Origin of the sequence: Malacoplasma penetrans HF-2 (assembly GCF_000011225.1) — a bacterium.
Taxonomy (GTDB): domain Bacteria; phylum Bacillota_I; class Bacilli_A; order Mycoplasmatales; family Mycoplasmoidaceae; genus Malacoplasma; species Malacoplasma penetrans.
Genome location: NC_004432.1, coordinates 1,262,893 through 1,276,584 on the forward strand (window position 1 = coordinate 1,262,893; position 13,692 = coordinate 1,276,584).

Sequence of the window (13,692 nt, forward strand, 5' to 3'; positions counted from 1 at the left end):
TTAATTTAAGTATGAAACTAAAAATAAACTTTAAATTTGATGAAAAAATAAAAACTGGTGACTTTTCTGCAAAATACTTTTTAGTATCTAAAAAAATATTAGAACAACAAAATAACAACAACACCTCATTATTAAGATTCACACACTTTAATAACAATGTGATGGTAGCTGGTGTTGAAGAAGTTTTACAATTAATTAAATTTGCATTACCAGAACAAGATTATCAAAAAATAAAAATTTATTACCTTGAAGATGGAACAATTACAAATGCATATGATCCTGTATTAGCAATTGAAGGTGATTATAAAATTTTTGGATTTTTAGAAAATATTATTGATGGTATTTTATCTAGAAGAAGTTCAGTAGCAACAAATGCCTACAATTTTGTTAATTTAATTGGTTCAAACAAAATTATTTATATGGCTGATAGAACTGATGATTATTCATTACAAGCATATGATGGATATAGTGCTTATATTGGTGGAATAAGAAAATTTGTAACTAATGAGAGTGTTAGTTTTTTAAAAGAATCAAATATTAATGATTATCAAGTATTAGGAACAATCCCACACGCTTTAATTCAACAACATAATGGTGATCTAAGCCAAACATTAAAATCATTTACTCAAGTTTATCCAAATTCCCCAGTAATTGGTTTAATTGATTTTCATAATGATTGTTTAGGTGAAATTGAAAAACTTAAAGAAAATAATATTGAAAAATTAGATTATGTAAGAATTGATACTTCTAAAAAATTAATAGATAAATCTTTACAACATATTTTTCACTTATCAAAAGATGAATCATTATATGGTGTTAACAAATACTTAATACAAAAAGTAAGAGATAAACTAGATCAATTAGGTTACACACAAACAAAAATCATAATTTCTTCATCTATCAATTTAGATATGATTAGAAATTATGAATTTGAGAAATCACCAATTGATTTATATGGTGTTGGTAAATCATTTATTAATATTAATGTAAACTACACAGGTGACTTAGTAAAACTTAATGGACAATATTTTTCAAAAGAGGGAAGATCTAAAAATATTGATGATTTGTTAAGTAAAATGAAAACAATTAACTAGCAAATTGAAACTATTACTACAGGATTTTTTTCATAGTTTTTATCAACTTGTTTTGCAATGTACTTTTTAACAATAGATTTTAATTCTTTAGAATCAAATGTTTTTGCATCTTTAAGAGTAGAGCTTACAAGATTTGAAACATCTTCATTTAACTTTTCAAAGAATTGTTTAGTTTCAGTTTCTTCAGGAAGTACTGCATATGGTAACAATTCAAAGTTTGTTAATTCAAAAACATTATCTTTATTAGTTATTTTTAATGAACAGAAGATTATTCCACTTTCTGACATAATTCTTCTTTCTTGGAAGATGTTTTCACCTTCAGATAATATTCCTTGAGATCCAACATACATCTCATGAATATCAATTTTCTTTTTATTAGGAATATAGTTTCCTTTAAAGAAATTTGCAGTATCACCATTGCTCATAGCAATTACATTATCAGGGTTAAATCCAATATCTCTTAAAACACTTTTATATTTAACAACTTGATAATACATTCCAAGGGTTGGAATAATATATTTTGGTTTTATTAAAGATACTAAGAACTTATGATCTTCTTCTGATGCTTCCATACTTAAAATAGTTTTTGGAATAGTTGTGATATCTACATTAATTTGTGCATAAGCATCTAAAATTTCAGCTTGTGCTTTTTCGAAACCAGATTCAACTTTGAAACCTAAAACAACAGTATCATTTTTCTTTAAAGTTAAAATATCATCTTCATCATTACTGATTGATAATAATTTGCTTAATAATCTATCTGGAGTTGAAGAAACCACAACAATCCCTTTTTCAATTTGATTAATTTTATTGATTGGTAGCATTGGAAGGTTTGAACTATCAAAGTATTTGTTCGCAACAATTTCATTAAACATACTAATAAACACAGGGTTGTAAATAACGAAAGGAAGTTTTCTTTCTTTCGCAATTTGAGCAAGTGTTAAAATTGTATGAACATCATGATAGTAACAAGCAACAATAATTCTTCTATCATTTTTTCTAGTTAATAAATCATTATAAAAACTTTTAGTTTTATGATTTGGTGATGTAAATCCTGGGTTTTTATCAACATTCCCTACATTGTTAATTAATACTAAATTATTTTGTTTATAAGTTAATAAAGATAACTTATTAATATCATTTAAAAAAGCATTGTTATTAGCTGAATTAATAATAAATTCATCAATGTAAATTATGTTTTCTTCACCAGTTGAAATAATAAAACCATATGTATCAGGAATAGAACTTGTAACCCTAAATGGAGTTACTTTAATTTTTCCAACACTGACTGTTTTTAATGAATCTAAAGTTTTTATTTGAAGTGGTTTAAAGTCTGAAAACTTTTGCATACTTTTTTTATTAAAGTGTGCTTTTAATACTACAGCCCCTAGTTTTGATGTAAAGATTGGAATGTTTTTAATATAGTTGTAACAATACTGAATTGCTCCTATATTTCTGTGGCTTGCATTACCTACAAAAATACCTTTAATATTTTTTTCATTCTTTTTAACTCATTCCATATAAGGAATGATTTTTTTAATTCCTAATACCTTGTAAACAGGTACAGATATCCCTAAATTAATAAGGTAAAAATCACCATCAATCTCTAAAACATAACAAGCTTTTTCATTTTCATCCATTCCACCTAATGGAAAAAAAGTAATTTTACTCATTTTATACTCCTTGATTTAAAAAATAAAATTGTAAATTTTAACACAACATAAAAAACTAAAATTAAACTAAAAAAGAAATTATTAATGCATGTTATATTAAATTCGAATAAAACAAAAGTTAAGTACTGATGTTTAACAAGAATAATTATATAGTTTAATTTTATTTTTGAACTAGAAAGTATTTTTTTTATTATTGCTATTTAATATATTAAAAACTTCAGTATAAGTTAGATTTAACATATTTAATCTTTTATACAATTGTTTATGGTTGCAGTAGGAAATATTAAGTTTTTTACATAAGAAAATTCTTTTATTTTTAGAGTTCAAATCTAAATCAATATAATCATTTCACTCTAAAGATTTGTTTTCTTTTTTAAATTCTGTTATATTTTCAAAAGCTTTTATAATGCTTTTTACACTAGCTTCTGCTACTCCAATTTTTTTACCTTTTTTAATATCTGATTTTTCAATAAAACACTGTTTAGCTTCAGGTAAAGATTCCATTAATTTTTTTCTAATTTTTTCACCTGGTAAATCGGGGTCTAAAAAAAGAATAATTCCTCTTTTTTTAGAAATAGAAATTATTTCATTTATTTTTTTATTTGATAAAGATAATCCGTTAGTTTCAATTGTTGAAACATTAAAAATACTTTTTAATTTAGCAGTGTCTGTTTTACCTTCAACAATAACAACTTCAGAAATTGTTTTTTTAGAATCTAACATCCACAAAGAACCATGTTTCAGTATTTTTCATAAATTTTAGATACAGATTTGTGGTTAATCTGTGCATCTAATATTTCTGCATAGAAGTTAGATAAACTAACTACTTTAATATTTGGATGTTCTATTTTAGTATTTGCTTCAATTGTGTCAGCAACATATAATTGGTCAATTAAACCTTTATCTAAAGCTAATTTAAATTTTTCTAAAGCACCATTAGAAAAAACACCATGTGTAGCCATTACAAATATTTTTTTACAACCACGTTCTTTTAATAGTTCAATGTTTTGTAAGATTGTTCCACCAGTATCTATCATGTCATCTAATAGTAAACAATCTCTACCCATTACATCACCTAATACATTTGAAATCTCTACAACATTAGGTTGTGGTCTTCTTTTATCCATAATTGCTAAGTTTAAATTTAAAGTTTCTGTTATTTTTCTTACATTTTTAACAGCACCATAGTCTGGAGCAACTACTGTTAAATTTTTAATTACACTAGGATTATTTTTTCTGAATTCATTAAACAATACACAAGAAGCAGTTAAAGTATCAACAGGAATATCAAAAAAACCTTGAGTTTGTTCAGAGTGAATATCAATAAGAATAACCTTAGTAGCTCCTGCTCCTTCTAAAAAGTTTGCAACCAACTTACAAGTAATTGGTTCTCTTCCTTTTGCTTTTCTATCTTGTCTGGCATATCCAAAATAAGGAATAATAACTGTAATTGTTTTAGCAGATGCTCTTTTTAAAGAATCTATAGCAATCAATAACTCCATTAAATTATCATTAACTGGATTACATGTTGATTGAAATAAAAAAACATGCATACCCCTTACAGTAGAATTGGATTTAACCAAAATTTCACCATCTGCAAATTTGCTTGTCTTTATAGTTCCTAACTGAATATTTGTCTTTTCTGCTACCTCTTTAGCATATAAATAACCATTGCTTAATCCAAAAATTATACAATTATTAATGTTGTCAATCATAAAAAACCTATAACTAAATATATAAATCGATATTTATATAATAGTAGTTTTTTTTAGCATTAAATAAGAAAATTATAAAAAGATTAAGATTTTATCCCAACAGATTGCTTAGCTAATGAATCAGCAATGTCATTATATTCTATATCAGAGTGAGCTTTTACTTTTTGAAACATTAAAGAAATATTAAAAGATTTTAATAGTTGAGATAATGATTGCTTATACATTAAAGAAATTGGAGTTTTTGCATCCCAAGAATTATTAGCCCATTTCTCAATTCCTTCATAATCATAATAAATCTTAATTTTATTAAGATTATGGTTTACACAATATTTTATTGCTTCTAAAGTTCCAATAATTTCACCAGATATATTAAGGTGTTTTTTATATTCATTGAATTCTTTTTCTGTTAATTTGTTATTAATTTTAATTCAATCATTTTTATTAGAACTGTTAATAATCAAAATCCCATATCCTATTTGTTGTAAAAACTTATTATATGATCCATCTACAAAAATGCTTACTATCCCATTTAATGTATCTGCTTCTATAACTTTTTTTAATTCATTATCGTTTCTAATTTCATCACTTGAATTATTTGAATCTAAATATTGTTTAGCTTCTTCATAAGAGAAAAAACTTTTGTATATTGCCCCTTTGAATCCTTTAACATTTGATTCACATTCTTTTCAAGTTTCAAAAATTCCAGGTTTTTTACCTTTCACTACAGCATAATATTTCTTAGACATAATAAAAAAAATAGTACTTAATAGATTATGTACTATTTTCTATAATATTTATTTCTTTTTGTTATTAAGTTTATTAAAACCAATTCAAGAATAATAAAAAGCTATATAACTTCCTGGAAAAAATATTAATCACATTCCCAAAATTACTGGAAGTGCTTTTCCTAAATGATCTTTTAGATTTGTGAAATCTCCATAAACTGTATATGTAGCACCACCATTATATAGATTAGCATTTAAAACAAAAGGAATAGTGGCAACATAAATCACATAAATTGTTGGATAAATCATTGCTTTTAAAACCGCTTTTCACAAAACCTTAGGTTGTTGGTTTGGGTTATAGTAAAAATAACAAAACCCAAAAACTAAAAATAAAACTGGAGATAAAACATGATATCAGGCACTTTGGAAAATTGATAAAAAGTTATCCCCATATGAATTTCCTGATATTCCAATAAGAATTACATTGTATCCAATTAATGTAAAGAAAATGTAAGTCATATTAGAAAGTAATCACATATTACCTTTTAGAAAAACATGTCTTTTAAAGAAGATATAAAATAACATATATACTCAAAGCAATACATTACTTTGATCAGTGAATTTATCTAATGTATCTCATCCAACTAAGTGACCATTAGTTCCTCTTAGCGCTTGAACTAAATTTTCAATAACAAATGCAGTTGAAACTGTAAATATTAGAAAACAAAATAAAGCAAATCAATCTAATCATTTATAGCTTTTAATTGTTTTAACCAAATTATTAAATCATTTGGTTATTGATAACTCTTTACTCTTTTTTAACAGGGAGTTAATTTCATTAAAATTTGCATTCATAAAATTCCTTTTTAAATATTTAAAAAAGTGTTTATAGTGTAACACATAAAGGTTTTTAAAAAGTTTATTAATTTCTTTTATTTACTTACAAGCAAATAAAAATAATTTAATCTCTTTAAATTCTTTTTTCTATACTTCAGAATTTTTTTAGATTGCTCAATTTTAAAAGATCAAAGATGAGCAAAGAAAGTACAAATAAAACAAAAGTCTAATAAAACTTCATATTTTAGTTGAGGATATAGTGAACAAATATATTTCAGTCACTTTGCTTTAAAATTTGTTTCTCTAAAAAAATTGGCTAAATCAAAATATCTGTAATTTATTCTTGCCCACTCATAGTCAATCAAAATAATATTTTTAGTTTTAGTTTCATAGATCATATTCAAAGGATTAATGTCATTATGAGAAAAAACAAAATCTAAATCTTTGTATCTATTCAATAACTTCTCATACAAATCATATCAATCTTGATACTTAACTTTAGTATCATTATCACAATATTCAAAGTAATCATGAATAGCAATATCAACTTTTTTGATATCAATGTTATGTAATTCAATAATAGAGCTAACTAACTTGGATAATAATTTTTTTCTATTAAACAAAAACTTAGGATTATACCCTTCAATTCATCTCTTAATTGCATTGCCATCTTTATCCATATAAACAAAAATGTTATTTTTTAAAAAAGGTAATATTTTTTGTTCAATGTTTCTATCAATAATTTGATTATTTTTAGAAATTCTAATTTGATATTTATCTTTGTTTTTTAAAATAAACAAAAAAGATTTATTGGTATATCCTAAGTGAATATTTTTAATTTTTTTAATATCTTCTTTTTTAAAATTTGTATTATTTAAAAACAATTCAATAGCTTTATTAATATCATCCATTATTGATCCTTTTTTAAATTTTAATTTAAAAAACAAAAATACAAACTCTCAAATAAATAAGAGTTTGTATTTAGATTTAAATTTAAAGAATTAGTTTTTAGATTCTTCAGAATCTTTTTTATCTTCTTCTTTCTTTTCTTCATTTTGTTTAGCAGCTTGTGCAAACTGAGAAGCCATTGCTTCAAATTGATTAATCTTAGTTTTTAACTCATCTCATTTTTCTTCTTTTAATAGAGTTTCAAATTCATTAATCATTTTTTCAGCTTCTTCTTTTTGTTTAGCATCTACTTTTTTACCTTCTTCACCATTTAAAGAAGTTTTAAACATATTGATTAAAGATTCTGCTTTATATCTGATTTCTTGTTGTTCTTTTAATTGAGCATCTTTTTCTTTGTTTTCTTCTGCTTCTTTAATCATTTTGTCGATTTCTTCTTGTGATAAACCACTTGAATCTTTAATAGTAATAGTTGCTTCTTTGTTAGTTTTCTTATCAACTGCTTTTACATTTAAGATACCATTAGCATCAATGTTAAATGTAATTTCAATTTGAGGAACCCCTCTAGGAGCAGGTTCAATACCATCTAATATAAATCTACCAAGTGATTTATTATCAGCTGCCATTTGTCTTTCACCTTGTAATACATGAACATCTACTGCTGGTTGATTATCAGCTGCTGTTGAGAAAATTTGAGATTTAGAAATAGGAATAGTTGAATTTCTTTTAATTAAAGGTGTTGATACCCCACCCATTGTTTCAATACTTAAAGTTAATGGAGTTACATCTAATAATAAAATATCTTTAACATCCCCCATTAATACACCACCTTGAATAGCAGCACCTGCAGCAACTACTTCATCAGGATTGATGTTTTTATCAGGACTTTTTCCTAGCTTAGATTTAACTAGTTCTTCAACTGCTGGCATTCTAGTAGAACCACCAACTAATAAAACTTTATGAATATCACTTGCTGATAATTTAGCTTCTTTTAAAGCATCTTCAACTGGTTTGATAGTTCTTTCTAATAAGTCTCTTGTTAGATCTTCAAATTTAGCTCTTGTTAATTTTAGATCTACATTTAATGGGCCACTTTCAGTCATAGCAATAAAAGGTAAACTAATTTCAACTTCTTTTAATCCCGAAAGATCAATCTTAGCTTTTTCTGCAGCATCTTTTAATCTTTGCATTGCCATTTTGTCATTTGATAAATCAACTTTATCATTCTTCTTAACTTCTTCAACAATTCAGTTAATAATTTTTTGGTCTCAGTCATCACCACCTAAATGGTTATCTCCAGATGTAGATAATACTTCAAATGTACCATCAGCAATTTCAAGGATTGAAACATCAAATGTTCCTCCACCCAAGTCATAAACTAAAACTTTGTGTTCAGTTTTAGATTTATCCATTCCATAAGCTAATGCAGCAGCAGTTGGTTCATTAATAATTCTTTCTACTTCTAACCCTGCAATTTTACCTGCATTTTTAGTAGCATTTCTTTCAGCATCATTAAAGTATGCTGGAACAGTAATTACTGCTTTTGTAATAGTTTGACCCAATTTTTCTTCTGCACATTTTTTGATATAACTTAGAATTTGAGCAGAGATTTGTTCAGGTGTATATTTTTTACCATTAACTTCTACAGTTTTGTCTGTACCCATTAAACGTTTGATTGAACTAATAGTGTTTTTATTAGTAACCATTTGTCTTTTAGCTACATCACCTACAATTATTTCATTATCCTTAAAAGCAACAACAGATGGAATAGTTCTTTTTCCTTCTGGTGTTTCTAATATTTTAGATTTGCCATTTTCCATAACAGCAACACAAGAATTGGTAGTACCTAAATCGATACCAATAATAATATTACTTCCTGCCATATTATTTAATCTCCTCAATATTTTAACAATTGATTTTAAATACAATATATATAATAGCATATATTTTAGCACTCTCAACTCTTTTATGCTAATTTTGTATATTTTTACTTTTTTTAACTTTTTTATACTTAATATTATTTTGTATTTAACTTTGAAAGGAAAAATATGAAATACATAAAATTAGCAAATGGATTGCATATGCCAATAATTGGTCTAGGTGTTTATAAAGCAGAGGGTGAAAACTGTGAAAACACAATTATTAAAGCAATAGATGATTATGGTTATAGGATGATAGACACTGCTCAAGTTTACTTTAATGAAGAATTTGTCGGTAATGCAATTAAACAAACAAAAATTAAAAGAGAAGATATCTTTATTACTACAAAAGTTTGAATCTCTAACTATGGATATAACAACACAATGTATTCAATTTCTAAATCCCTTAAAAAATTGCAAACTAACTATATAGATTTAGTATTGTTACATCAACCATTTGGAGATTATTATAGCGCTTGAAAAGCATTAGAGGTTTTGTATAAAAAAGGGATTGTCAAAGCAATTGGTGTTTCTAATTTTGAAGCAGATAGGTTAGTTGATTTTTGTTTACATGTAGATGTTAAACCTGTAATTAATCAAATTGAATTGCATCCTTTACGTCAAAGAATTGAAGATCTTCACTGAAATAATAAATATGGGGTAGCAGTAGAATCATGAGCTAGTTTTGGAAGAGCAACTAGTGAAATTATGGAAAACCCAATTTTAGTTTCACTTGCAGAAAAATATAATAAAACTGTTCCTCAAATTATATTGAGATGATTGATTCAACAAAACATTGTTGTTATTCCAAAAACTGTTACAGAATCAAGATTGAAAGAAAATATGGATATATTTGATTTTGAAATCTCAGATGATGATATGGATTTAATAAAAACTATCAACCAAAATAAAACTGTTTCAAAACACCATCATGATCCAAGCACTGCAGAAGAAATTTTTTCTAAGTTTCCAGAAATCAGAAGATAAATTTAAATAATAAAAAAGACTCAAACATTTTTTCAAGTTTGAGTCTTTTTCTATTTATTTATAATTCCTCATTTTTGTCTTTTATATCTTCATATAAAATTTTTTCTTTAACAATTTGTTTTTGACCATCAACCATAATTTCACAAGTTGCTTCAAAACTATTATGATCAGTTCTAATAATTTCTAGTAACTTATAATCTGTGCAATCATATTTAAAATCTAATTCTCTTTCTAAATAATTTTTTTCATTTAATGAAAGATCATTTAGCATTTTCATATTGTCATATTCATTGTTTTGATTTCTGACAAATTCAGATTTTTGTTTTTGGTTAATCAAACTATTAGATTCAAAAGTTTTATTTGGTTGAGCTTTTTCTTTATTGTTTGAATTATTAAATAAATTTTTAAAAATATTTTTCATATAACTAGATTCTTTCCACTTTTATTTCTTCAGTATGTTCTTGGAATAAATCTAATAAGATGTTATATATTTTTTCATCATTAAATTGCATTCACAAATTTTTATTAACATATCTTAATAAGAATATTAATCTATCTAATGAACTAAATGCAAGTGCTCTAATCATAAAAGTTGATTCATCATAAATTAAATAACATCCATCATTTCAAACATGTTGTACTTGTTCATCAAAAACATCATTTTTAAATTCAATATTAAGGTTTTCTTTCATTTCTTTTACAATACTGTTGTAGAAATTTTTATTAATGTCATGTCAAACCATTAACATTGGAACAGGTCTAAAACCTGATAAATAAATTAGTTTGTATTTTTCTAAATTAAAGTTACTAGATTTATCAATTAAATGTCTGTTTTCATCAATGAATTTGATAGCTGTATGATTTGCTATTTTTTTATCAATATTGTTTTCGTTGTTTTCTAGATGTTTTTGAATCAAGTCATATTTCATTTTTGCTAACTTATTATTTAATAAAAGTTTTTCAACATGACTTAAAGTGTCGCTTTTAATTTGGATATATCTAAAGATATCATCCTTATTATTCGGAAGATCTTCCCCAATATGTTTAGTTGGATCATATGGTTCTTCTTCTACTTTATTACTTTCTTCTTCTAATCCACTTGTGATATCAACTAAAGCTAAATCATCTTCAGCAATCTCTAAATTAGAATTAATTACTAAATTTTCAAAGTGTTCATCATCACTTAATAATGAATCAATTTCATCTAGGTCATCATTATCACCATTTAATAATGAATCAATTTCATCTAAGTCTTCATCATCATTTAATAACAAGTTAGTATCATCAAGTTCATCTTTAACATTTGATTCTATTTCTAAAGCTTCTTGTTCTAATTTGTTTTCTAAACTTTCACTATAAGCTCTTTCCAAAATAGCTTGTTTTTCTTGCTCAATTTTTTCAAGCTTTTCTTTTAATTCTTCTATTTGTTTCTTTAATAATTCTTGATGTTTCTTATCTGCAGTTTCTGTAGATTTATCAAAATCAAATTGATTTGGTTCTAGATAAATATAATCAGATTTATACTCTACTTCATCTTTTAAATGATCAACTTCATCATCAACTAGTTCTTGTTCTAATTCTTCATCTAATTGTTCTTCTGTTTCTTCAACAAATTCACTTGGTTGCAATTCATCTTCAAATAAATCTTCTTCTTTGATTTCTTCTTCAAATGGTAAATTATCATTTTCACCTTCAATTAAATCAACTGATTCTTGTTCTTCATGTAATGTTTCTAATAGTTGTTCATCTAAGTTATCTTTATTCTTATTGAAATCATCTAAATCAATGTTTTCAATATTATTTGATGAAGTGTTTTCAAGCTCATTTTCTATTTTATTTTGTTTATCAACAATTTCTGATAAATCAATATTTTCATCAGCATTGTCTAACTCTCTAATAAATTGAAATTTATCTTGAGTCATTGGGTCATTATTAATTTCATGTTTATTAATAATTTCATTTAAAGTAAACAACGTTACATCATTGTGTAAATGTAAATAAGTTAATACATCATCAACATCTATTACTTTTTTGTTTAATTTGAAAATAACATCTTTAGAAGCTTCTTCAGTGCAGAAACAAATAATTTTTTTTGCATTTAAAATAGACTTAATCCCAATTGAAACTAATTCCATTCCATTGTTAGCTTTATTCAAATATGTCTTTTTAGATTCATAATCATTAAAAACAAAGTTACCTCTAGAATCAATGAAAAAAATTAAAAGATCCACTCCACCTTGTGAATCAAATAAAAAAAGATCATTAACTCTATTTTCTAAATAATACTTAACTGCTAATTTATGAATATCTTCATAGTGAGAAAAAGGGATATTAATTTTATTTACAAAATTTTCAACTAAATCTTTATCTAATTGATTATTTTGTTTTTCAAGATAAGTAGCTAAAGGAAAAATGTAGCTGCTAAATCAATCTAATTTAAGTATTTTTTTTAGATTATTAGTAACCTTTAAAAATTCATCTTTTCACTCCATCCCTATAAGTGAATTTGGTTTAGATTGTAATTGTTGCTTTAAAATTTTTTTGACTTCTTTCGCAATCTTTTTGTAATTTTTACATGATTTAATTGTAATTGACATGATTTATATGAACCTTGAATTAATATTTATTTATCTATCATTAAATAATTATAATTTAAATATTAATTGCTTAGTAACTTTTGATATTATTATTCTTGTTGTTATAATTATTAACAGTGCGAATAAATACTTAAATTTAATATATTAGAAATAAAGTTTAAATTATGTTTGATTTTCCTAAAGATAAAGAAATAGTTTTTGTAGATATAGAAGCAAATGATAAGCCAAAAAGAATTTTGCAATTTGGTGCTATAAAAATTAAAAAAAATGGTGACATTGATAAAAAAAATTGATTTTGCAATCCTAAGTGTAAAATCACTCCACACATATATAAGATTGTTTCTAGAAACATAAAAAAAATTGATAAAGGAATGTCTCACATTAGAATCACTGAAAAGATTCATAAGTATTTAAACAATTCAGTCTTAATTTCATATGGTGCTTTTGATTACAACTTTTTAAACAATATGTGTAAAAGGATTATCAAAAAGAAACTTAATGTTACATATATTGACCTTCAAGAAGAGTGAAGAAAAATCTCAATGACTAAAGAAGTTTGAGCCCTAAATAAATTAGCTAATTTTTTAAATGTTGAAGTTAATGAAAAAGAATTACATGATGCATACTATGATGCTTTTGTTTTATATCAAATATTTTGTGAGTGACAAAAAAGAACAGAAGAGAACATTGTTAAAGATATATATAAACTAAACACAAAAGGTCTTAAAAGAATTAATACTAACCAAAACAAAGCTAATAAAGCTGCATTAACAATAAACAATATTGATAGTAATAAACAAGGATATTGTTTCATAAAACCTAACTTTGAGTTATCAGATTATTTTGAAACAAAAAAGCAAATATTATCTGGACTTGATGTATTAGAGGTTTCAAATACTGAGATTAAAAGAAATTGAAGTTTTAAGTATGATGTTAAAAATAAAAATTTTGATTATGACAATTACCAAGATGAGTTAATTTCTTGCTTAAAAAAATATATTATTTCAACAAGAGATAAAACAATCATTATTAGTGAAGCAGATTTTCATAAACTAGTAAGAATAAATAACTTATGTGCTGAATTTATTAATGTCTTCCCATTAAACTCCATTATGTTTACAAATGGATATATGAATCTATATTCTAAAATTAATGTAGATAATGAAAAATTTATGGATAACTTAGACTTAATAAAAAAATGAAAGGTGTTTTTATACATCCACAATGAGCTTGAGTAAT

General features: G+C 24.7%; 12 protein-coding genes. 3 read left to right on the top strand and 9 right to left on the bottom strand.

Annotated elements, in window-relative coordinates:
• Nucleotides 1-11 precede the first annotated feature (11 nt).
• Nucleotides 12-1,094, top strand: coding sequence for a nicotinate phosphoribosyltransferase (locus MYPE_RS04840; RefSeq protein ID WP_011077758.1), 1,083 nt, complete (start codon nt 12-14; stop codon nt 1,092-1,094).
• On the opposite strand, the gene MYPE_RS04845 is transcribed toward MYPE_RS04840, so the two are convergent.
• From MYPE_RS04845 to dnaK, 7 genes are all read right to left on the bottom strand, one after another.
• On the bottom strand, nt 1,091-2,767 hold the full coding sequence (locus MYPE_RS04845; RefSeq protein ID WP_011077759.1) for a ribonuclease J: 1,677 nt from the start codon (nt 2,765-2,767) through the stop codon (nt 1,091-1,093). The genes MYPE_RS04840 and MYPE_RS04845 overlap by 4 nt on opposite strands.
• 171 nt (nt 2,768-2,938) lie before the next feature.
• Nucleotides 2,939-3,490 (bottom strand): ribonuclease M5, encoded by a 552-nt coding sequence (rnmV, locus tag MYPE_RS04850; protein WP_044891316.1) that lies wholly within the window; start codon nt 3,488-3,490, stop codon nt 2,939-2,941.
• Nucleotides 3,484-4,482 (bottom strand): ribose-phosphate diphosphokinase, encoded by a 999-nt coding sequence (locus MYPE_RS04855; protein ID WP_011077761.1) that lies wholly within the window; start codon nt 4,480-4,482, stop codon nt 3,484-3,486. The genes rnmV and MYPE_RS04855 overlap by 7 nt, the downstream gene beginning before the upstream one ends.
• 83 nt (nt 4,483-4,565) lie before the next feature.
• Nucleotides 4,566-5,228 (bottom strand): viroplasmin family protein, encoded by a 663-nt coding sequence (locus tag MYPE_RS04860; RefSeq protein ID WP_011077762.1) that lies wholly within the window; start codon nt 5,226-5,228, stop codon nt 4,566-4,568.
• 48 nt (nt 5,229-5,276) lie between these two features.
• Nucleotides 5,277-6,062, bottom strand: a complete 786-nt coding sequence (locus tag MYPE_RS04865) for a DUF1600 domain-containing protein (protein WP_011077763.1) — start codon at nt 6,060-6,062, stop codon at nt 5,277-5,279.
• 77 nt (nt 6,063-6,139) lie between these two features.
• Complete coding sequence (locus tag MYPE_RS04870; RefSeq protein ID WP_011077764.1) at nt 6,140-6,955, bottom strand: phosphotransferase; 816 nt, start codon at nt 6,953-6,955, stop codon at nt 6,140-6,142.
• Nucleotides 6,956-7,045: 90 nt separating this feature from the next.
• Nucleotides 7,046-8,833 carry a molecular chaperone DnaK gene (gene dnaK, locus MYPE_RS04875; protein ID WP_044891317.1) on the bottom strand — a complete coding sequence of 596 codons (1,788 nt, stop codon included), beginning with the start codon at nt 8,831-8,833 and terminating at the stop codon, nt 7,046-7,048.
• 165 nt (nt 8,834-8,998) lie between these two features.
• Here dnaK and MYPE_RS04880 point away from each other — a divergent pair, with 165 nt between their 5' ends.
• Complete coding sequence (locus MYPE_RS04880; protein ID WP_011077766.1) at nt 8,999-9,856, top strand: aldo/keto reductase; 858 nt, start codon at nt 8,999-9,001, stop codon at nt 9,854-9,856.
• 58 nt (nt 9,857-9,914) lie between these two features.
• On the opposite strand, the gene MYPE_RS04885 is transcribed toward MYPE_RS04880, so the two are convergent.
• A complete protein-coding gene (locus MYPE_RS04885; RefSeq protein ID WP_011077767.1) occupies nt 9,915-10,277 on the bottom strand; it encodes a hypothetical protein in 363 nt (120 codons plus the stop codon).
• 4 nt (nt 10,278-10,281) lie between these two features.
• The gene (locus MYPE_RS04890; RefSeq protein ID WP_011077768.1) at nt 10,282-12,453 is read right to left on the bottom strand and encodes a hypothetical protein; all 2,172 of its coding nucleotides are present in this window, start codon (nt 12,451-12,453) and stop codon (nt 10,282-10,284) included.
• A 164-nt stretch (nt 12,454-12,617) separates the two neighbouring features.
• On the opposite strand from MYPE_RS04890, the gene MYPE_RS04895 reads away from it, so the two are divergent.
• Nucleotides 12,618-13,691 carry a 3'-5' exonuclease gene (locus tag MYPE_RS04895; RefSeq protein WP_011077769.1) on the top strand — a complete coding sequence of 358 codons (1,074 nt, stop codon included), beginning with the start codon at nt 12,618-12,620 and terminating at the stop codon, nt 13,689-13,691.
• Nucleotide 13,692 lies beyond the last annotated feature (1 nt).